The sequence below is a fragment of the Gallibacterium melopsittaci genome, assembly GCF_042433085.1.
Classification (GTDB): Bacteria; Pseudomonadota; Gammaproteobacteria; order Enterobacterales; family Pasteurellaceae; genus Gallibacterium; species Gallibacterium melopsittaci.
The window spans coordinates 1-20,503 of the sequence record NZ_JBHLWA010000004.1; the positions used below are offsets into that span (position 1 = coordinate 1).

Consider the following 20,503-nt stretch of genomic DNA (forward strand, 5'->3'; position numbering starts at 1 on the left):
TAAAACTTCTTTCTTCACAGTCCAAAAAAGTTCCCTACCGAATGCCCACACAGATTGTCTGTTATTGGTTTTTTAAAGAACATTTTCTTGCTGCCTCATGCAGCAAAGGCTGTCTATACTACTTAACTCGACTTGCCTTGTCAACAAGATTTTTAGAAGTTTTTTCTTCTCTCTAGAATCCAGCCTTACCCTCTGTAAGGCTGTTTCCTTGCTCTCGTTGCGTGAGGCGGCATTATAGGCATTTTTTCTCGCCTTGCAATAGATTTTATGACCTAATTCACATTTTTTTATTTAACTGCTTGGAATTTCAACAAAACGTATTGTTTTGCAGCAAATTTCTTTTTACTCTGTATTTTTTATCATCATGGAGACCATTATGAACTTAACCCAATTTATTGGTTTTGGTGTAGCTGGTAATTTTGCTGGCCACCTTGAACAAGCTGGTGAAGCAAAAGATTTTGCTGATGTTGTTACTACCGAAGAATCTCAACCTAAAGCGATTTTTCCTTTTTATGTTCCTCACTCTGATAGTTTTCTTGCTACTTTTCCACTGTCATCTTCTGAAATCAAAATGCCACAAGGTGCAGACAATTTACAAATTGAACCTGAAGTCGCCGTATTATTTAATATTGACTATGATCAGAATAAACAGGTTATTAAATTATCGCCTTTTGCTTTCGCTGCCTACAATGATTGTTCTATTCGTAAACCAAATGCGAAAAAAATTTGTGAGAAAAAGAATTGGGGAAATTCATCAAAAGGTATTTCTGCAACAATTCTCCCTGTTAATAGTCTTGAAAAAGGTGGAGAATTAGATCACTATCGCATTGCTTGCTACCACAAACGTCAACAAACACTCACAGCTTATGGTATAGATAGCCCTATTGCTGGCTATAATTATTTCAATCAAAAATTGATTAGTTGGTTAATTGATAAAATGAATAACCAACCTGATCAAGGACCAATGAATAATATTGCCGAGTTATTAAAGCAAGCGAATTATCCTTCTCAAGCTATCATCAGTATTGGTGCAACACGTTATACAGAATTTGGTGAAACCAACTATTTACAAGAGAATGACACAAGTATTGTTGTTGTGTATGACGGGCGTAAATATACAGAACAACAAATCCAGCAATTCGCACAAGCAGAAGATTTCCCATCAGATATTTCTGCATTAATCCAAAAAGTTGTTGCTTAATATGAAAAAACCTCAAAATAAATTTTGAGGTTTTTTAGAATGAAGAGATAAATGAACTAATCGTCCATATAACCAAGACTTCTTAAAGCTCGTTCATCATCCGCCCATCCACTTTTCACTTTCACCCATAGTTCCAAATGTACTTTCGCATCAAATAAACGTTGCATATCCTGTCTTGCTTCAGTCCCAATGGTTTTCAGTTTTTGTCCTTGATGGCCAATTACCATCTTCTTCTGACCTTCACGCTCTACTAAAATTAAACCGTTGATTTCCAGCGTTCCACGTTCATTCACCTTAAACTGTTCAATCTCTACGGTTACAGAATAAGGTAATTCTTCTCCCATAAAACGCATTAACTTCTCACGAATAATTTCCGATGCCATAAATCGTTGTGAGCGATCAGTAATGTATTCTTCAGGGAAATGATGAACACCTTTACGCAAAGATTGACGCACAATCGCTTGTAATTGATGAACATTATTTCCTCGTTGTGCAGAGATTGGCACTATCTCTTTAAAGGTAAATTTTTCTGTTAATTGTTGAATGAAAGGCAATAACTCATCTTTATTCTTAATATTATCAATTTTATTAATGGCTAAGACGACTGGTGCTTTAGCACTACGCAATTTATTTAACACCATTTCATCATCATCATTCCAATGCGTTCCATCTACTACAAAAATAATGAGATCCACATCGCTAATCGCACTGCTTGCTGCACGATTCATTAAACGGTTAATTGCTCGCTTTTCTTCAATATGTAATCCTGGGGTATCCACATAAACTGCTTGATAAGCACCTTCAGTATGAATCCCTACAATACGATGGCGAGTCGTTTGTGCTTTACGGGAGGTAATTGAAATTTTTTGTCCTAAAATTTTATTTAATAAGGTAGATTTACCAACGTTTGGTCGCCCAACAATCGCCACAAATCCACAATATGTTTCTTGTTCTGTTAATTTTTGTTGATTTTCTGTCATTCTCTGCTCATTAATTTATTTAATTTTTAATACTGCCAAGATCTTCTCTGCAGCAGCTTGTTCAGCTTTGCGGCGACTACTTCCAATCCCCTCAAATACCTCTGGTAACTGCTCAATTTGGCAAGTTACTTTGAAAGTTTGATTATGTGCTTCGCCTTTAATATCCACCACGGTATAGTTTGGCAGTGGTTTGCGTAAGCCTTGCAAATATTCTTGTAATCTGGTTTTCGGGTCTTTTTGTTCATCGCCTGGTTTAATCTCTGCCAAGCGTTGTTGATACCACTGTAAAATGACTTTTTGTGCAGTTTCAATACTACTATCTAGATGAATCGCTCCAATAATAGCTTCTACTCCATCAGATAAAATTGAACTACGCCGAAATCCACCACTTTTTAGTTCACCTGGTCCGAGTTTTAAGTGATCCCCTAATTCAAACTCAATAGCAATCTCAGCCAATGTTTGTTCTCGAACTAAGGTTGCACGCATTCTACTCAAATCCCCCTCTGGCACATTGGAGAATTGATGATATAACGCTTCACCAATAGTAAAGTTCAAAATTGAATCACCTAAAAACTCAAGACGTTCATTATGTACACTTGCCGCACTACGATGCGTCAATGCCTGTTGTAATAATGCAATATTAGTAAATTGATAACCTAATTTTCGTTGTAATCTATCTAAATGTTCAGTATTCATAATGATTATTTAATAGTTTGAAAGAAACGCTCTGTTCTAATGCCTGTTGGCCATTCACCCTCTTTCTTATCTAAACTTAACCAAATAACTGTTGCTTTACCGACAATATTTTGTTCTGGGACAAATCCCCAGAAACGGCTGTCATTACTGTTATCACGGTTATCCCCCATTACAAAATATTCGCCTTCAGGTACCGTCCACTCACCGACTGGATTACCTTCTTGTTTAAAATAATAAGGGTCATAATTGAAACGATCTGGATTTAATAAAATCTGATGTGTTACCGCACCAATTTCAGTACGTTCAATTTGTGCATTGCCGTGATAAACAAATTCTGCATTTGGCGTTAGTCCTTCATATTGATAAGTTTCGCTTGGGCAAGACTCTGCTTTACAAGCAGGCGTTACCGTTAATACCCCATCTTGTTGATTATATTTAATATGATCACCCGGTAAACCAATCACACGTTTTATATAATCGACATTAGGTTGAGTTGGTGCTTTAAAAACAATCACATCGCCACGTTTCGGCTCACCAAGCGGAATTAATTTATTCTGGAACACAGGATCTTTCACCCCATATTCATATTTGTTTACTAGCAAAAAATCTCCCACGCGTAAGGTTGGCTCCATAGAACCTGACGGGATTTGAAATGGTTCATACAAAAAGGAACGCACAATTAATACAATCGCTAAGACAGGAAATAATGAAGCAAGAAATTCTTCACTTTCAGAGATCGGTTCAATTCGTGCTTTTTCCTCTTCTGTGAGTTGTTTACCGCTACGTTGTTCTGCACGCGCAATCTGACGTAAATGTTTTGGTTGCCACACAAAACGGCGATGACACCAGAAAATTCCAGATAATACGGAAAAGATAATTAACAAGATAGTAAACGTGTTCGGTAATTGAAAATAATCCAATACTTTCCACAAAACAAATCCAACACCCAATAAAATAGGTAAGAAAAAGTTTGACATACTTGCTCCTTATTTATCTTTCCCTACATGTAGAATTGCTAAAAACGCCTCTTGTGGAACTTCGACATTCCCCAATGATTTCATCCGTTTTTTACCTTCTTTCTGTTTCTGTAAGAGTTTTTTCTTACGGCTTACGTCACCACCATAACATTTCGCCAAGACATTTTTACGCAATTGTTTTACGGTTGAACGCGCAATAATATGGTTACCAATCGCCGCTTGAATCGCAATATCAAATTGTTGACGAGGAATTAATTCTTTCATTTTTTCTACTAATTCACGTCCGCGGTATGGTGCATTATCTTTATGGACAATCAACGCTAACGCATCAACCCGATCACCATTAATCATAATATCCACACGCACCATATCGGCTGGTTGGAAACGTTTGAACGAATAATCTAATGACGCATAACCACGAGAAGTCGATTTCAAACGGTCAAAGAAATCTAATACCACTTCTCCCATTGGAATTTCATAAGTTAAGGCCACTTGATTACCGTGATATACCATATGCGTTTGTACACCACGTTTCTCTACACATAGTGTAATCACATTGCCTAAATACTCTTGTGGCAATAACATATTACATTCTGCTATTGGTTCACGAATTTCTTCAATATTATTGATTGGTGGTAATTTTGCTGGGCTATCTACATAGACAACCTCACCATTTGTCATCGCAACTTCATAAATTACTGTTGGTGCGGTTGTGATTAAATCCAGATCATATTCACGCTCTAAACGTTCTTGAATGATCTCCATATGCAATAAGCCCAAGAAACCACAACGGAAACCAAACCCTAATGCAGAGGAATTTTCTGGTTCATAGAAAAGTGAAGCATCATTTAAACTCAATTTACCTAACGCATCACGGAATGCTTCATAGTCATCGGAACTTACAGGGAACAATCCAGCATAAACTTGTGGTTTAACTTTTTTAAATCCTGGTAATGGTTTGTCTGCTGGATTATGGTGTAGCGTCAGAGTATCCCCAACTGGGGCACCAAGAATATCTTTTATTCCGCATACTACCCAACCTACTTCACCACAAGATAGTTCAGTAGTATCCACTTGTTTTGGTGTAAAGATACCTAAACGATCTACACCATAACTTTGCCCAGAACTCATTACCTTAATCTTGTCGCCTTTTCTTAATGTCCCATTTTTAATACGGACTAACGACACCACACCAAGGTAATTATCAAACCATGAATCAATAATTAAGGCTTGTAATGGTGCTTCTGGATCGCCTTTAGGTGCAGGAATACGTTTAACAATTTCTTCTAATACATCTTCCACACCTAAACCTGTTTTTGCAGAACAACGTACTGCATCAATCGCATCAATCCCAACAATATCCTCAATTTCTTCCGCTACTCGCTCAGGATCCGCTGCGGGTAAATCAATTTTATTTAAAATTGGTACAACTTCGAGATCCATTTCAATCGCAGTATAGCAATTAGCCAAAGTTTGTGCCTCCACACCTTGTCCTGCATCAACCACTAATAAAGCTCCCTCACAAGCTGCTAATGAACGAGAAACTTCGTATGAAAAGTCAACGTGTCCTGGCGTATCAATGAAGTTTAATTGATAAGTTTCACCATTTTTGGCAGTGTAATCTAACGTTACACTTTGTGCTTTAATTGTAATACCACGTTCACGCTCAAGATCCATTGAGTCAAGCACTTGTTCTTCCATTTCACGTTCGCTTAACCCTCCACAAACCTGAATAAGACGGTCGGAAAGTGTTGATTTACCATGATCGATATGAGCAATAATTGAGAAATTACGGATATTCTTCATAGATGAGTAATAAATATTAATATGTTGGTTAGTTAATCAGAAAATAATCGGAAGATTTTACAAGAAACTCAGGAAAACTGCTACTAGAAAGGAATTTGCCTTATTTTCATGAAAAAAGGCAGATTTTGTTAAACCTGCCCCACTAAGCAAAGTTAATAATAAGAGTGTTCTCCACGTTGATGTTCAGTAACATCCTTAACACCTTTTAATTCACCTTCGAACTGAGCTAATAACTGTTTTTCTACCCCTTCTTTTAAGGTCACGTCAACCATTGAACAGCCATTACAACCACCACCAAATTGTAGAATTGCTTCGCCATCTTCGGTAATTTCAATCAATGTAATTCGACCACCATGACTCGCTAATTGAGGATTAATTTGGGTTTGAATCACATAATCTACACGCTCAATCAGTGGTGCATCATCAGCAACTTTACGCATTTTCGCATTTGGTGCTTTTAGGGTTAATTGTGTTCCCATATCATCTGTCACAAAATCAATTTCTGCATCTTCTAAAAAAGGCAAACTAATCTCATCCACAAATGCAGAAAATGTTTCATATTTCATTTCACAATCTGTTGCTTCTACTGCCGAAGGTGGGCAATAAGAAACGCCACATTCTGCATTTGGTGTACCTGGATTTACCACAAAAATACGAATATTAGTTCCTTCTTCCTGTTGATCGAGTAGTTTGCGGAAATGTGCTTGTGCAGCACTGGAAATAATAATTTGTTGCATAGCAATTTTATCCCTTAATTAAATACTTGACTGATATGGTCGGGAATAATACGCTCAATCAAAAAAATTTTCCACTCTCCAACAAATTATCGCGTCATTTTTGTGTTTTACATAATGCCCAAACTTGAATATCTTCTATACCAACTTGTTGTAAACAAAGACAAATTTCCTCCATTGTTGTACCAGTCGTAATCACATCATCAATTAAAGCGATTGATTTAATGCCTTGTGGCAATGGTTTTACCAAAGCAAAAGCATGAGAAAGATTTCTTTGTCGTTGTGCTGCTGTTTTTCCTCGCTGTGCTTCTGTTGCCCGTTTTCGTACAATTAAATCTTCTCGACAAGGTATATTTAACCAACGACTTAAATAACGAGCTAATAAAGCCGCCTGATTATAACCTCTTTGCCATTGTCGCCGATGATGCAATGGTACAGGAATTAATAAATCGGGTAAGGTCAAGTGATGTGTTCGTTTTGCATTTCGCACTGCAAGGAATAACCAACGCGCTAAACTGCGATCAAGCCAATAATCTTGATGGAATTTAAAACGATAAATTAATGGTTGAATTGGTTCAACAAATGCAGAAACAAACACGATTCGCTGCCACTTTGGTGGGTTCAGTAAACAACAACCACAAGACATTCGATCTTCTGGCAATGCTGTGCCACAACAGCCACAGTATGCTACTTTTGGTAACTGTCGATAACAAGTAGAACAAATTCCATGTATCGAAATTGCCAATCGGCAACCACACACAATACAGGATGTATCAAAAAAATTTGTCGGTTTCATACCGACTAACCTAAGCTAAATTCATTAATCGTTACTTTTCCCATTTTCATTCTCTGTGAACTACTTCGAGAAAAGCAGAAAAAATGCTATTCTTTCCGTCTATGTTCCCTACTATAAAGATGTACAAAGTATGTTAAAAAATCCAATTAAAATTATTTTCTTTGATATTGATGAAACCTTATATGTAAAAGACAAAGCCATTTTGCCAAATACTATTCCGACCGTTATTCGTAGTCTAAAGAACAAAGGCATTATTCCCGCTATCGCGACAGGGCGAGCAAGATGTGCCTTCCCAGAAAAAATTGATCAATTAATTAAAGACGAAGGGATAGAATTATTCGTTACCATTAATGGGCAATATAATAGTTATCAAAATCAAGTCATTGCTAAACACCCTATTGCCAAACAAGATATTGAACACATTATCCAATTCTTAAAACAGCATCAGATTGAATATGCCTTTGTTGGTAATGAAGATATTGCCGTTTCCAATATCACTCCACAACTAAAACAAGCGCTTGATCCCATTACAACACGCTATTTTATTGATGCCGATTACTATCAAACCCACGATATTTTTCAGTTACTCCTGTTTTATCCTGCTGAACAAGATCAATTTATTGCTGAATCAGGTATTCTTGGTGAGCAATTTAAAACTGTACGTTGGCACGAATACTCTGTGGACTGTTTAGTAGCGACAGGTTCAAAAGCAAGCGGTATTGATGCCGTTGTCGAACACTTTGGATTAACGATTGATAATGTGATGGCGTTTGGTGATGGCTTAAATGATATTGAAATGATCAGCCATGTTGGTACTGGTGTTGCAATGGGTAATGCACATCCATCATTAAAAGAAGTGGCTAACTATATTACTGAAGATATTGAACATGATGGCGTGTTAAAAGGATTGTTAGCGTTAGGTGTCTTAACAGAAGATGATTTACAGTCATAAAAAAGTGTAACGAAACAATTACAGCATAATTTGTGTGACACCGATCGCAAAATATAGCCAAATACACACAATCTATTGCCACATAAAGACCTTTTCAATAAAATCGCTCTATACAACAACACTTTAGCTTATCGTTAAATTTGCATGTAACGATAAGTTTACAGAAATCCCGAAATGAAAGGAGCGAATATGAAAAACTTTAAACGTGTTTTATTAGCAACTTTAGCAGCAACGACATTACTCACTGGTAATGCACTTGCTGCTGATATGAAAAATGTCGCAATTACCGCAATTGTAGAACACCCTGCACTTGATGCGGTCCGTCAAGGTGCGTTAGCAGAGTTAAAAAAAGAGGGATTTGAAGAAGGCAAAAACCTTAAAGTAGATTTCCAAAGTGCGCAAGGTAATACGGCGACTGCCGCACAAATTGCCCGTAAATTTGTAGGTGATAAACCTGATGTCATCTTAGCAATCGGTACCCCAAGTGCCCAAGCCGTTGCAGCTGCAACACGTAGTATTCCGCTTGTTTTCTCTGCGATTACTGATCCTGTCGCAGCAAAATTAGTGAAAACTTGGCAAGCCTCAGGCACAAATGTTACTGGTGCTTCTGATACCTTACCAATTCAACCACAAATCGATTTAATTAAACGTCTTATTCCAAATTTAAAATCTATTGGTTTTGTTTACAGTTCTGGAGAAGTGAATTCCACTGTTGTTCTTAAACAACTTCAAGAAGCAGGTAAAGCAAATGGCTTCACTGTGATCGAAGCGCCAGCACCACGTACAACCGATATTAGTACTGCTGCTCGTAGTCTAAAAGGTCGTGTTGATGTGATTTATACATCAACCGATAATGGTGTTGTATCAGCTTATGAATCACTTTATAAAAGTGCTTTAGATGCTGGTATTCCTCTTGTTGCTGCAGATACAACAACCGTTTCTCGTGGAGCGATTGCTGCACTCTCTAATAACTATTACACCTTAGGTGAAGAAACTGGAAAAATTATTGGTTCAATCTTAAAAGGTGAAAAACCAGGAAACATTCCAGTAAAAACAATGGATAAATTAGATCTTTACCTCAACTTAAAGTCAGCTAAAGCATTTGGTGTAAAAGTGCCACAAGAATTAGTTGATTCAGCTAAAGAAGTAATCAAAGAATAATCGTTTTATTTTTAAGTTTTCAGTAGGTATAGCTCATTGCTATACCTACTCAGTGTGTTAGTTAAATTAATATTACTATTATGACTTCAGTTCTATTTTTAGGTGCATTAGAAATTGGTTTGATCTATGCCATTGTTGCGTTAGGTGTACTTATTTCTTTCCGTATTTTAGATTTCCCCGATCTTACTGCAGATGGAAGTTTTCCATTAGGTGGTGCTGTTTGTGCCGTTTGTATTGTCAACGGAGTTGATCCCTGGATTGCGACAATTATCGCGACTTTTGCTGGTGCAATTGCAGGCTTAATTACCGCTTGGTTACATGTATCACTCAAAATATTACAACTGCTTGCGAGTATCTTAGTGATGATTGCACTCTACTCTGTAAACTTACGGATTATGGGAGCACCGAATCTACCACTACTCGGCGAAACAACTATCTTCGATCCTTTCATTAATGCTGATGCTAGCAATCAAGTTTATGTCCAGCCAATTATGGTATTAGGTTTCGTTGTCGTAGTGAAACTAATCCTCGATTGGTTCTTTAATACTGAAATTGGTCTAGCGGTACGTGCGACAGGGGCTAATGAAAGAATGTCTAAAGCACAAGGTATTCCAACTGGGCGCATGATTTATCTTGGTATGGCAATTTCCAATGCCTTAATTGCTTTAGGTGGTGCGTTATATGTGCAAACACAAGGCGGTGCAGATATGTCCATCGGGGTTGGTACTATTGTAATCGGTTTAGCTGCGGTAATTATTGGTGAAACATTAATTCCATCAAAACGTCTATTTATGATTACGCTTGCCGTCATTATCGGTTCTATTCTCTACCGTTTCTTTATCGCCATTGCATTAAGTAGTGAAACCTTACGCGACATTGGTTTTGGTGCGCAAGATCTCAACCTTGTCACTGCAATTCTGGTTGTTTTTGTCCTTATCCTGCCACAATTAAAAAGTCGCTTTTTGGCAAAACGAGGTAATAGAGAATGATGAAATTAGACAATCTGCGTATTACCTTTCACCGTGGTACGCCGATAGAAAACCCTGTTTTAAGAGGTCTGTCTCTTAATATTTCAAAAGGTGAATTTGTTACTGTTATCGGTAGTAATGGAGCGGGTAAATCCACCCTATTAAATGCCATTTGCGGCGATTATTTAGTGGATAGTGGGAAGATTTATCTGAATGGTGAAGACGTTACTCGCAAAACTACCTGGCAAAGATCTGCTGCCGTTGCACGTGTTTTCCAAGATCCAATGCTCGGTACTTGTGAAGGCTTAACGATTGAGGAAAATATGGCACTCGCTTATTCACGAGGACAACGCCGAAATCTTTCGTTTTTTGTGAAAAAATCGACACGAGAATTTTTCCGTGAAAAACTTTCCATGCTAAAACTAGGCTTAGAAAATCGTTTAAGCGATCGTATGGGATTGCTCTCAGGTGGACAACGTCAAGCTGTGAGCTTATTAATGGCTTCATTACAACCATCAAGTATCTTGTTACTAGATGAACATACGGCAGCACTTGACCCTAAAACAGCCGCCTTTGTTATGGAACTAACCGATAAAATCGTACAAGAAAATCAACTGACGGTCATGATGGTAACGCACTCTATGCAACAGGCTTTAGATCATGGCGACCGTACAGTAATGTTACATCAAGGGCAAGTGGTGTTAGACGTTAGCGGCGAAAAACGAAAAAGTATGGGCGTATCCGATCTCCTACAAATGTTCGAACGCACTCGTGGTGAGAAAATCTCTGATGATAGCTTGCTACTAGATTAAAGACTTTCCACAATATATAAAATGGTTGAGCATACCGAAATATCTCAACCATTTTACTTATTATTTTTCTAATAATGTATGTCTAAAAGTGCTTAATCGTTACTATTTTCAACGTCCTAAATGTTCAAAATCCGCACGTTTTAGCACCGTATTATACAACCCCACATACCCTTCTTTTCTATCAATCCCAGCATATTCAAGGCTGGCATCTTCATAGCGTTTGAATTTGTACACTGCATCATTCATCACGCTTTCGTCAAAGACATTCAGCGATACCAGCAGTGCAAAATCCGCCTGCGATAACCCTGTTACTTTGGTGAATAATTCAGGTTCAAGCTCTTTAATCACATCAACCAAACTATGCTCCCGATAATCGCTTAAATACATAAAAATCGGAATGCGGGTGGCAAATTTAATTAGCTTTTCTTGGATTTGTTTACGCAGTGATTTTTCTTTTTTCTCTTCATCGCTCAAGGTTTTCTTTTCTTTTTCATTTAAATCGCTTTCGCCTGCTTTTTTCTTTAATTTTTTGATGTTTTCTGAGCGGTTAATTACCACTTCAATATCATCATTCAGGCTGCGGAACTCTTCAATTTTCATCAAGGCATTCATCGCCTCTTCATTATTCATTAGATTTTTCAGCGTGATATCATCAACATTGACCAGCATTGCCGATTGCCAACGGCGAGCCAGCAAGGTGGCGGTTGTACCACTCATCGCCATATCTAATAATAATTTGGCATCAACTTGTTGCATTGCACTGCCGTCATACGCCAGCACGGGTAAAAATTGAATAAATTCAGCAACATTGGCTTCGGGGTTGGTTTGTTCCGTATTTAATTTTGATGCGTAATCAGCAATTTGGCGTAAGGCACGGTTGGGAGCAAAATCAAAAATGTAGCATTGGTGTTTGATGATTTGGCTCTCATCACCGCCACGCACAACCCAAGGGGTTTGCACCCGAAAGGCAGCCTGAAAATAGGTTTCGGGGCTGGAGGCGTTTCTTAGCATAAAAATCCCCGTCCACGCAGGCACGGACACGCCTGTAGTTAATTTTCCGCACGATAAGGTAATCGATTTAGTTGCCAAAGGATTGTCGGTCATCGCCGATTTTACAGGGACTAAGGCTTTATCGCCCATACCTGCCTGATTGCCTGCGGCAACAATGATTTGATAGTCGTGATAAAACTGGTTGTTGGGCTGTTGTAATAAATTACGCATCGCAAAACAGCTTGCTACATCGGGCAAAAACCAAAACGTATGTAATAAACTGTTTAATAAATTAACATCGCTAAACGGCATTGGCGGTTTGGCACTGCCTTGTTTTAAATGAGTAACCACCATTTCATCTAAATTATCACGGATTAAATCCAGCCATTTTTGCACTTCGTTTTGGTAGGTAAAAACGGCGTTATCACCTGTGCCACTGGCTTTGAAAAAGGTATTTAAATCAAATTCATTAAACTCACCGCCTGCGGCAATTTGGCGGATATGTTCAGGCAGCTGATAGGTGAGTAACATTATTTGCGGTAATGCCAAATAAGGGTTGTCACCTTGTTGATTATCCCAATTTGCTTTCGCTCGCTGTTCATCGGAATAAGTCCAGTTAAAAATCTGCTCTTCAATAAATTCACCGCTGGCAATCGCCCGAAATGGTGTACCCGATAAATACAAATAATGGTCGCTGGTAATCGGTAATTCGTCTTCTTGGAAATGTTCTATGGCAATTTCCATTTCTTGATATTCTGATTGGCGTTGTTTGTACTCGGCTTCTTCATCTTTGGCAAATAGCCCTTTGGCATTATCACGCCACGCTCCGTAATGGTATTCATCAAAAACAACACAATCCCAATTAATTTCATGTAGCCATTCATTTTTGGCTTTGATATTGCCGTATTTGTCTTTGCCTAATACATCTTGAAATGAGCCAAAATAAACCATTGGGCGGTTTTTATCGTAATGATTGACGGTTAATTCGCTATCACGGCTGATAAATTGCCAGCCGTTAAAATCAATATGGCTGTTTAAATCTTCCTGCCAAGCACTTTTTACCGCGGGTTTAAAGGTGAGAATTAATAGGCGTTTCCAGCCCATTTTTTTCGCCAGCTGATAAGTGGCAAAGGTTTTGCCAAAACGCATTTTGGCATTCCATAAAAAATGCGGGGTACGCTTGAGCTGTTTATCTTGCTTAATGCTGTTGAAATAATGGGCGGTCTTTTCGACCGCTTGTTGTTGCTCAGGACGCATCGCAAAATCATAAATGCGTTGGCGTTCATAGGTTGTTCCATTTTGGATATTTAAAATAGCATTTTGAAGCGTTTTTACATCGCATTCAAACCATTCGCCAGCTACTTTTTTTACCCCCATTTTTTCCAGTTCTTTATGCACGGCAAAATCTTTAAAATAACTACCGTCTTGTTTGATTGCCAGTGTTTCAAATTCTACTTTCCAGCTTTGATTTGGGGTGATGGTTGGGTAATGTTGTTTCATTCGTTCGGCAACCGTGTGCTGGGTGGTATAGCCAATTTTTAAACAATTGGGAAAACGGCTATCTGAATAGGCGTAAATTTTGGGCGTATAGAGTGTAGAAAATTGGCTCATTTTAGGGTCTCCGCTTTAATTCAACAGTTAATTCCGCATTGATTTTACTGAGTTTCGATTGATAAAACTCAATCAGTTCTTGTTCTAGATACTGATATTCTGGTAATAATGTAGGCACATTATTCCCCAGCCCATTTGGGGAAATGACTTGCTCTAATTTATCGCCAATTTGTTTTAAAGTGATAAATTGATCAACTATTTGTTTCGTGGTAGGATTTTTATGCCATAAATCGTATTCGGTATAATTAACATTTTGTTTTTCTGATAACTTTTTACGATATTCCAATTTAAAAGTTGTTATTGTATATGTGCAAAATGAACGAAAATTAACAATGGCACTTGGCGGATTACCAAAATTATGAATACTAATTTGTTCTTTATCTCCCGTTTCATTATCAATTATAAATAAGCATTCTGTTGGATAACCTGGTGATTTTTGGACAGCAAAATAACATTTGTCTAGATCAAACAATTCTTGTAATTGTTCAGATTTATCACAATGATCTTGAATAAAATCTTTTAGATCGATAATGTCATCATCACTAGTAATCAAACCATTTTTATTTAACTTAGCTCTATGTAAAATAGATTGTAAATGATTTTTATAACTCTCTTTTGTTTTAAATAAAATATCTCTTGTTTTTAATAAATAGGATTTTGCTCTATTCATCATCGTTCTCCAAGTTTAAGGCTGCTTGATTGGCTTTTTTTCCACGCACTTTTTTTGGTTTGCTCTCATCGCTATCCATTGGGCGTATCATTGTTTCAATAAAGGCGATTTCATCTTTGGACAGTCCGTATTTGGCATATAATTGCTCATCGCTCCACGCACGGCTAAAGTCTTGCATTGGGACAAGTTGATAAACTCTTTTTGGGGCATCTTGGGTGTTTTTAACTAACATCACCATAAAGCGAAAAAATTTGGTTTTCATATAAGACAATACATTTTCGCATTCTTGTTTATTCTGATTGGCATAGGCAACCAAATAAGTTTCAGTACAAGCGGTATTGATTTCAGCTAAAAATGGAGTATTGATAATTTGATGTGGAAACCCTTCGCCAGCTCCATAGGCTTTTGTAATTAGTAATTTATATTGTGAAATCCAGTCTATACCTTTAGTGATTTCATTTTGATGGATATAGCCACTACCGCCATTACGATAAATTTTTATTGAGTTGTTAAAAGGAATATTTTTCCCTTTTATATTCGTGGGTAATCCAAAAGGTTTTCTGGAACTAATCACATCGCTAAAGCTTGGTTCATTAAATTTTTTTACTTTGTTTAAAATATCAATCGCTTGGTTATAACGAATAAACACATCAATATTGGCTTCTTTTAATGAGCGTTTGGCATAAGAAACACAATGCCCTTGCTCATAAGTAAACACTTCACAATCACCTTGATAACCGCTTTGCCATAAAAAGTAATTCACTCCGCCTTTAATTTCCACATTATCAAAACAGTCTTTGGAATTGGGAAAATCGTGAATTTGTTTGATTTGTGTATCATTAAGCATACTATCCCTAAATTCATCTAGCCCTTTACCGCCTGTAAACCAACGGCTTGGGGTAATCATAATTAAATAATTGGGATTTAATTTTTTTGCTTGCTCGACAAAATAATGATAAATCGGTTTTGCACTTGCCCCAGCACCGCCATCGCTTAACTGATAAGGCGGATTGCCAATAATCACATCAAATTTCATTTGTTCTAACTCTTTAAATAGATTTTCTTTATCAGTATGAATAAAGGCATAAGCGTGATTTTCTAAGCCTTCACGCTTCTTGCCAAAAACCTCTTCGCTGGCACCACATTCTCGGCATTTGCCTTGCTCAAACTGATGGCGTACCTGCCCAAAAAGAATGTTACCCATTTCATTGTCAAAGCCATCACAAATTGAAATCGGCGAATTTGCCACTTTGGCACAATACACACTACGGCGAGAAAGTAAGGCGGTCAGCTGAGTAATGGCAATGCCAAACACTTGGTGCTGTAAAATATGGTTGATACGGGCTTGTTTATCGGACAGTTGGGCGGATAAACCCTTGTCTAATCGTTTGACAATTTCACGCAAAAATACCCCCGATTTACACACAGGGTCTAAAAATCTTGCCTTAGGATTTGACCAAATATCTTTGGGTAGTAAATCCAACATTTGGTTAGCCAGTTTGGGCGAAGTAAACACCTCATCATTGGACAAACTGGATAAACAATCGAGCACATCGGGGTTGTAGGCTACCTCAAAGAGCGAGAGTTGCCCTTTCGTCAGTTGATCTAAATCTTTGGTAATATTGCTGTCTATACTTAGCTCTTTCATTGGGATTGCTCCGCTAAATGTAAAAAATGAATAGGCGAATAATCGGCAATCGGCTTGGCGATAAAACCTTTATCTAGAGGGGCGTGATTGTTTGTTTTTTCAACCAAATGCTCATAGATATAATCACGACGCTGAATTAGGGTGTCGCTAATAAATTTCCATTCGCTAAAAATGATCGGGTTTTTGTGTAAATCTTTTAAATCTAAGGCATCGCCATTAACGATATTTTTAGCTAATAAAAATTCAGCACAGGCGATAACTTTTTCATCGCAATGTTTGAAATGCTGTTGATAATGTTGCTGAAATAAAGTGAATAATCGATGTCGGCATTCAAGGCAGTTATCGGGCAATAACTCAATACCATAAATACTGGAAATAGAATGGATCGCATTTTTCTCATAAATAAATTGAGCATATTTAGGGGCTTTTTGGCTTTTGTTGGTTTTCGCCAATGCCAAAGACGTAGTGAGCTTTCGGCTTAAAATTTCGGCTAAAAAATTACCCGTTCCGCAGGCTGGCTCTAAAAAGGTGCTGGCAATTTGTTCACTTTGGATTTTTACCAAATCAAGCATCGCCTTGACTTCGCGTTCATTGGTAAAGACTTCGCCGTGGTTGGCAACACGCGCACGTGATTTAACCTGCATAGGATTGCTCCTTGCAAGTTATATAAAACAGGCTGAAATAGTTAAAATAGAAATTTCGGGGAAAATTATCGCTTATTGCAGATTGCAGATTGCAGATTGCAGATTGCAGATTGCAGATTGCAGATTGCAGATTATTCTTAAAAATCATTTTCATAATGTCAAAAAATATAGCTATTTTTTCAAAGATTTTTTGGGGATTAATTCTAACACAATTGCATATAAAATCATAAATACAACCGTATTGAATTTTATGATTTTTATCGGGTAAATTTCCTAAAGATCTTCTTCATCCTAAAAAAACATACATTATTTAATTTTGTAAGTCCCCTTAAATAATTAATCTTAATAGTATTTTACCCACCATAAACCCCATAAATAATTACCATCCCGACTAAATACCCTAACCCTAGCCAAGCTAAAATTAGTAACCAACGCTGTTGATAATGTAGTTGTTTACCCAAACTCAAATTCAACCATGCAAAAACGGGTGCAGAGATAAACGAAGCCGTCATTGCAAATGGAATCATCTTACCAATCGCATTACTAAAAAATTGGATCAGGATAAAGCTGGCTAGTGTGGCTGCAAGCATAAAGTAACGTAACCCCTGCTCATTATTCACATCTGCATTTTTACCAAATCGCAATAACCGAACGGTTTGTTGATTACAGCGAGAATAGCCATCTACCGCTACGATTGTCGTGCCATAAATACAAGCGAATGCAATAAATGCCATAAACCAGCGAGTCCATTCCCCGATACTTAACGCATACATCTCAATAAATTGATGAATAAATTTTCCACCACTTAAAGGTTCTAATGATTTGCCATATTGAACTAATGCCCCTAACGCCATAAACATTAAAGCTAAAACAATCGTTACTACATAGCCGACATTAAAATCTAAACGACTTGATGATTGATATTCAGGATCAAGTTGGCTTTTTTGTACTACCCATAATGAACTCGCCACACTGAGTTCCATCGGTGCAGGCATCCAACCCATTAATGCAATTAGAAATGGAATAGCAGTAATACTCCATGGATCAGGTGCAACAAAATTAGTTTGCGGGGAAAAACTTTTCTCTTGCGCCAAACATAATGCAACAAGTGTAACCAATGTTAATAGCAACATAATCCATTTAGAAACACTATCTAAACGTTGATATTGACGATAAAACAGAATCAATAAAAAACTAAGTAATACAAGTAGATTTAACCAATTCAATCCTAAATCAACAGGTAATAGCATCGCTAACAAGACAGCAGATAATAAAGTGCCACCAGCAATATTCACTACCGTCGCAAAGAGGTTAAACAATAAAAACAACCATAAATAACCTCGCCCTTTTTCTGCATATCCTTGCAACACACTCTTTTTTTGCGTGGCACTATAATCGAATGCGAAACGAAAAAACGGATATTTGAGAAGATTCACTAAGATAATCAATCCTGCAAGTTGATAGCCATAATATGCCCCAGCTTGGGTAGAGGCGATAATATGTGAACCACCAACACAAGAACAGGCCATAATAATTCCTGGCCCATACTGCGATCCAATACGCCTTAATTTCACTTTTTACCTCGTAAAATCGTCTGAATCGTTCCTGATAGATCTTCTGCTTGCATAATGGTTGAAATCACTGCCACCCCATCTGCACCTGCTTGACATAATGGTTTCGCATGTTCCGCTTTAATTCCTCCAATCGCCACCAATGGTTTAGTAATCCCACTCTCGCGTAGCCTTTGGATAAACTCAATCCCGACCGCTTGTTCGGCATCGGATTTAGATTGCGTAGGGAAAATCGGCCCACAACCATAATAATTCACATCACTGGTTGTATTATGTTGTAAGGCTTGTGCTAACGTATTAACCGATAAACCAATCAACATAGAGTGGGATAAATATTGAACGACTTGCTCAACAGGACAATCTTTTTGTCCTACATGAATACCATCTGCGTGTAATTTTTCTGCTAACCACACTTCATTATTCACAATAAAAGGGACATTATATTGTCGGCATAATACCTGACATTCACTCGCGAGTTGTTCGATCTGTTGTGGATCTTGTAAAGAAAAAGTCCCTTTTTCTCGGAATTGATAACAGGTTACTCCTTGTTGTAAAGCGGCTTCTAACTGAGTTAATAATGCAACTTGTGGACTTTGTTTATATTCAGGTAAATGCCGACAATCTTGGGTACCAGCCACTAAATAACAACGTAAAATTTCTCTATTCATCAGTTGCTCCTAATTGAGCATAAGCCCAATGATTAGTTGGTCCATGCCCATGACCAATATTTAAAGGATGAGAGATCGCTGCTGTTACAAAATCTTTGGCAATTTGACACGCTTCTGATAAGGATTTCCCTTTAGCTAATTCCGCAGCTAAACACGCAGAAAAGGTACAACCCGTACCGTGTGTTTGTTGAGTTGCAAAACGAGGTCGTTCTAATACGAGATTACCCTCAGGACTAAAAATCCAATCGCGACAAACAGTACTTTGTGAGTTATCCCGATGCCCACCTTTAATCACGACTGTTTTTGCCCCCATTTCCTGTAAGATGTTGGCTGCCTGTTCAACCGCAGATTCATTAAGTATTTTTACCCCAGTTAATGCCTCTGCTTCGGGCAAATTAGGTGTGATCACATCTGCTAAAGGTAATAATGATTGGCGCATTGCTTGTACTGCACTCTGTTCTAATAAACTCGCTCCACCTTTGGCAATCATCACAGGATCAACTACTAAATTTTTCACTGCATATTCTCGAAGATGGGCTGCCACACATTCAATAATTTCGGCAGTCCCTAACATACCGATTTTGACCGCATTAGGCGAAAAATCTTGATAGATCGCATCTAATTGCGAACGAATTGTAGAGGTTGGAATTAAATGAATATCAGCTACCCCTAACGTATTTTGTGCCGTAACCGCAGTAAGCACACTCATCCCAAAAACGTGACGCATCTGGAATGTTTTTAAATCAGCTTGAATACCCGCACCACCACTATCTGAACCTGCAATCGTTAATGCTTGTGCTATTTGGCTCATCTTATCCTCCAATCACTTCAACTTGTGCATATTCAGCAACTTTTTGATCATCTAATTGAGCTAAGCTATCGAGTAACCCAAGATAAAAATGCCCATATTGATTAGGTTGTAAGGCCTTTGCTGCTATCTCCCCTGCAACCGCATAAGAAATACAGGCTTGAGTTACCGCTTGAAATGGATTTTGTTGATCGACCGCTAAAAATGCTCCCAGCACTGCGCCAAGTAAACAACCTGATCCCGTAATTTTAGGAAACATTGCTGTACCATTTGTAATTTTGGCAACCTGTTGACCATCACTAATATAATCAGTTGCCCCACTGACAGCAGCGATACACTGATAACGCTGTGCGACCATTTGGGCTATCAATGCCACATCCTCTGCTCCACTTCCTGCATCAACGCCTTTTGCTTGCCAATCTATGCCTGCTAATTGTGCCATTTCACCCGCATTACCTCGAATCGCACTAAATTTGACTTGTTGCAAGAGTTCCGCCACTACTTGCTTACGATAGGTAGTCGCTCCCACGCCTACTGGATCTAACACCACTGGAATACCTTGTTGATTTGCCGCTTTCCCCGCAATCAGCATAGACGCTACTTTCACTGAGTCTAATGTGCCAATGTTTAATACTAATGCAGAACTCAATTTTGCTAGCTCTTCCATCTCTTCTACGGCATCTGCCATAATCGGAGAAGCACCTAAAGCTAATAACCCATTAGCAACATAATTCGCCACAACAATATTGGTAATGTTGTGAATTAACGGATTGGTTTGCCGAATTTTTTCAATGTAATGAAGTTGCATAA

19 protein-coding genes are annotated in these 20,503 nt (G+C 38.0%); 5 read left to right on the forward strand and 14 right to left on the reverse strand.

Going from position 1 to position 20,503, the window contains the following annotated elements; genetic code table 11:
* Nucleotides 1-376 precede the first annotated feature (376 nt).
* Nucleotides 377-1,201: a DUF5718 family protein gene (locus ACFFHT_RS00755; RefSeq protein ID WP_382372540.1), complete on the forward strand. Its 825-nt coding sequence runs from the start codon at nucleotides 377-379 to the stop codon at nucleotides 1,199-1,201.
* Nucleotides 1,202-1,257: 56 nt separating this feature from the next.
* Here the strand turns inward: ACFFHT_RS00755 and era are convergent, their stop codons facing one another.
* From era to ACFFHT_RS00785, 6 genes are all read right to left on the reverse strand, one after another.
* Nucleotides 1,258-2,181, reverse strand: a complete 924-nt coding sequence (gene era / locus ACFFHT_RS00760) for a GTPase Era (RefSeq protein ID WP_382372542.1) — start codon at nucleotides 2,179-2,181, stop codon at nucleotides 1,258-1,260.
* Between the two features lie 15 nt (nucleotides 2,182-2,196).
* Nucleotides 2,197-2,877, reverse strand: coding sequence for a ribonuclease III (rnc, locus tag ACFFHT_RS00765; protein WP_382372544.1), 681 nt, complete (start codon nucleotides 2,875-2,877; stop codon nucleotides 2,197-2,199).
* Between the two features lie 5 nt (nucleotides 2,878-2,882).
* Complete coding sequence (lepB, locus tag ACFFHT_RS00770) at nucleotides 2,883-3,854, reverse strand: signal peptidase I (RefSeq protein WP_382372546.1); 972 nt, start codon at nucleotides 3,852-3,854, stop codon at nucleotides 2,883-2,885.
* Nucleotides 3,855-3,863: 9 nt separating this feature from the next.
* Nucleotides 3,864-5,660: a translation elongation factor 4 gene (lepA, locus tag ACFFHT_RS00775; protein ID WP_382372547.1), complete on the reverse strand. Its 1,797-nt coding sequence runs from the start codon at nucleotides 5,658-5,660 to the stop codon at nucleotides 3,864-3,866.
* Nucleotides 5,661-5,812: 152 nt separating this feature from the next.
* On the reverse strand, nucleotides 5,813-6,397 hold the full coding sequence (nfuA, locus tag ACFFHT_RS00780) for a Fe-S biogenesis protein NfuA (RefSeq protein ID WP_382372549.1): 585 nt from the start codon (nucleotides 6,395-6,397) through the stop codon (nucleotides 5,813-5,815).
* A gap of 94 nt (nucleotides 6,398-6,491) precedes the next feature.
* Entirely contained in the window at nucleotides 6,492-7,190 is a 699-nt protein-coding gene (locus ACFFHT_RS00785) for an amidophosphoribosyltransferase (RefSeq protein ID WP_382372551.1), read from the reverse strand.
* Between the two features lie 130 nt (nucleotides 7,191-7,320).
* On the opposite strand from ACFFHT_RS00785, the gene ACFFHT_RS00790 reads away from it, so the two are divergent.
* The 4 genes from ACFFHT_RS00790 to ACFFHT_RS00805 all read left to right on the forward strand — a co-directional run bounded on the left by ACFFHT_RS00790 (nucleotide 7,321) and on the right by ACFFHT_RS00805 (nucleotide 11,083).
* Nucleotides 7,321-8,142 (forward strand): Cof-type HAD-IIB family hydrolase, encoded by an 822-nt coding sequence (locus tag ACFFHT_RS00790; protein WP_382372553.1) that lies wholly within the window; start codon nucleotides 7,321-7,323, stop codon nucleotides 8,140-8,142.
* Nucleotides 8,143-8,331: 189 nt separating this feature from the next.
* A complete protein-coding gene (locus ACFFHT_RS00795; protein ID WP_382372555.1) occupies nucleotides 8,332-9,303 on the forward strand; it encodes an ABC transporter substrate-binding protein in 972 nt (323 codons plus the stop codon).
* Nucleotides 9,304-9,383: 80 nt separating this feature from the next.
* Nucleotides 9,384-10,292, forward strand: a complete 909-nt coding sequence (locus ACFFHT_RS00800) for an ABC transporter permease (RefSeq protein WP_382372557.1) — start codon at nucleotides 9,384-9,386, stop codon at nucleotides 10,290-10,292.
* Nucleotides 10,289-11,083, forward strand: coding sequence for an ABC transporter ATP-binding protein (locus tag ACFFHT_RS00805; protein ID WP_382372559.1), 795 nt, complete (start codon nucleotides 10,289-10,291; stop codon nucleotides 11,081-11,083). Before ACFFHT_RS00800 ends, ACFFHT_RS00805 begins: the two co-directional genes overlap by 4 nt.
* Before the next feature lie 108 nt (nucleotides 11,084-11,191).
* Here ACFFHT_RS00805 and ACFFHT_RS00810 read toward each other — a convergent pair whose 3' ends face one another.
* From ACFFHT_RS00810 to thiM, 8 genes are all read right to left on the reverse strand, one after another.
* A complete protein-coding gene (locus ACFFHT_RS00810; RefSeq protein ID WP_382372561.1) occupies nucleotides 11,192-13,684 on the reverse strand; it encodes a DEAD/DEAH box helicase in 2,493 nt (830 codons plus the stop codon).
* A 1-nt stretch (nucleotide 13,685) separates the two neighbouring features.
* Nucleotides 13,686-14,357 (reverse strand): hypothetical protein, encoded by a 672-nt coding sequence (locus ACFFHT_RS00815; protein WP_382372563.1) that lies wholly within the window; start codon nucleotides 14,355-14,357, stop codon nucleotides 13,686-13,688.
* Complete coding sequence (locus tag ACFFHT_RS00820) at nucleotides 14,347-16,002, reverse strand: Eco57I restriction-modification methylase domain-containing protein (protein ID WP_382372565.1); 1,656 nt, start codon at nucleotides 16,000-16,002, stop codon at nucleotides 14,347-14,349. Before ACFFHT_RS00820 ends, ACFFHT_RS00815 begins: the two co-directional genes overlap by 11 nt.
* Nucleotides 15,999-16,646 carry an SAM-dependent DNA methyltransferase gene (locus tag ACFFHT_RS00825; protein ID WP_382372567.1) on the reverse strand — a complete coding sequence of 216 codons (648 nt, stop codon included), beginning with the start codon at nucleotides 16,644-16,646 and terminating at the stop codon, nucleotides 15,999-16,001. The genes ACFFHT_RS00820 and ACFFHT_RS00825 overlap by 4 nt, the downstream gene beginning before the upstream one ends.
* 353 nt (nucleotides 16,647-16,999) lie before the next feature.
* Nucleotides 17,000-18,220: an NRAMP family divalent metal transporter gene (locus ACFFHT_RS00830; RefSeq protein ID WP_382372569.1), complete on the reverse strand. Its 1,221-nt coding sequence runs from the start codon at nucleotides 18,218-18,220 to the stop codon at nucleotides 17,000-17,002.
* Entirely contained in the window at nucleotides 18,217-18,885 is a 669-nt protein-coding gene (gene thiE, locus ACFFHT_RS00835; protein ID WP_382372571.1) for a thiamine phosphate synthase, read from the reverse strand. The genes ACFFHT_RS00830 and thiE overlap by 4 nt, the downstream gene beginning before the upstream one ends.
* Complete coding sequence (gene thiD, locus ACFFHT_RS00840) at nucleotides 18,878-19,696, reverse strand: bifunctional hydroxymethylpyrimidine kinase/phosphomethylpyrimidine kinase (protein WP_382372573.1); 819 nt, start codon at nucleotides 19,694-19,696, stop codon at nucleotides 18,878-18,880. Before thiD ends, thiE begins: the two co-directional genes overlap by 8 nt.
* A 1-nt stretch (nucleotide 19,697) precedes the next feature.
* Nucleotides 19,698-20,501, reverse strand: a complete 804-nt coding sequence (gene thiM, locus ACFFHT_RS00845; protein WP_382372575.1) for a hydroxyethylthiazole kinase — start codon at nucleotides 20,499-20,501, stop codon at nucleotides 19,698-19,700.
* Between the last annotated feature and the right edge of the window lie 2 nt (nucleotides 20,502-20,503).

Coding starts and splice junctions, on each gene's coding strand:
- ACFFHT_RS00795 (WP_382372555.1), top strand. CDS start 8,332: ATGAAAAACTTTAAACGTGTTTTATTAGCAACTTTAGCAGCAACGACA.
- era (WP_382372542.1), bottom strand. CDS start 2,181: ATGACAGAAAATCAACAAAAATTAACAGAACAAGAAACATATTGTGGA.
- ACFFHT_RS00800 (WP_382372557.1), top strand. CDS start 9,384: ATGACTTCAGTTCTATTTTTAGGTGCATTAGAAATTGGTTTGATCTAT.
- ACFFHT_RS00755 (WP_382372540.1), top strand. CDS start 377: ATGAACTTAACCCAATTTATTGGTTTTGGTGTAGCTGGTAATTTTGCT.
- ACFFHT_RS00785 (WP_382372551.1), bottom strand. CDS start 7,190: ATGAAACCGACAAATTTTTTTGATACATCCTGTATTGTGTGTGGTTGC.
- nfuA (WP_382372549.1), bottom strand. CDS start 6,397: ATGCAACAAATTATTATTTCCAGTGCTGCACAAGCACATTTCCGCAAA.
- ACFFHT_RS00805 (WP_382372559.1), top strand. CDS start 10,289: ATGATGAAATTAGACAATCTGCGTATTACCTTTCACCGTGGTACGCCG.
- ACFFHT_RS00815 (WP_382372563.1), bottom strand. CDS start 14,357: ATGATGAATAGAGCAAAATCCTATTTATTAAAAACAAGAGATATTTTA.
- lepA (WP_382372547.1), bottom strand. CDS start 5,660: ATGAAGAATATCCGTAATTTCTCAATTATTGCTCATATCGATCATGGT.
- ACFFHT_RS00790 (WP_382372553.1), top strand. CDS start 7,321: ATGTTAAAAAATCCAATTAAAATTATTTTCTTTGATATTGATGAAACC.
- thiE (WP_382372571.1), bottom strand. CDS start 18,885: ATGAATAGAGAAATTTTACGTTGTTATTTAGTGGCTGGTACCCAAGAT.
- ACFFHT_RS00825 (WP_382372567.1), bottom strand. CDS start 16,646: ATGCAGGTTAAATCACGTGCGCGTGTTGCCAACCACGGCGAAGTCTTT.
- ACFFHT_RS00820 (WP_382372565.1), bottom strand. CDS start 16,002: ATGAAAGAGCTAAGTATAGACAGCAATATTACCAAAGATTTAGATCAA.
- lepB (WP_382372546.1), bottom strand. CDS start 3,854: ATGTCAAACTTTTTCTTACCTATTTTATTGGGTGTTGGATTTGTTTTG.
- rnc (WP_382372544.1), bottom strand. CDS start 2,877: ATGAATACTGAACATTTAGATAGATTACAACGAAAATTAGGTTATCAA.
- thiM (WP_382372575.1), bottom strand. CDS start 20,501: ATGCAACTTCATTACATTGAAAAAATTCGGCAAACCAATCCGTTAATT.
- ACFFHT_RS00810 (WP_382372561.1), bottom strand. CDS start 13,684: ATGAGCCAATTTTCTACACTCTATACGCCCAAAATTTACGCCTATTCA.
- thiD (WP_382372573.1), bottom strand. CDS start 19,696: ATGAGCCAAATAGCACAAGCATTAACGATTGCAGGTTCAGATAGTGGT.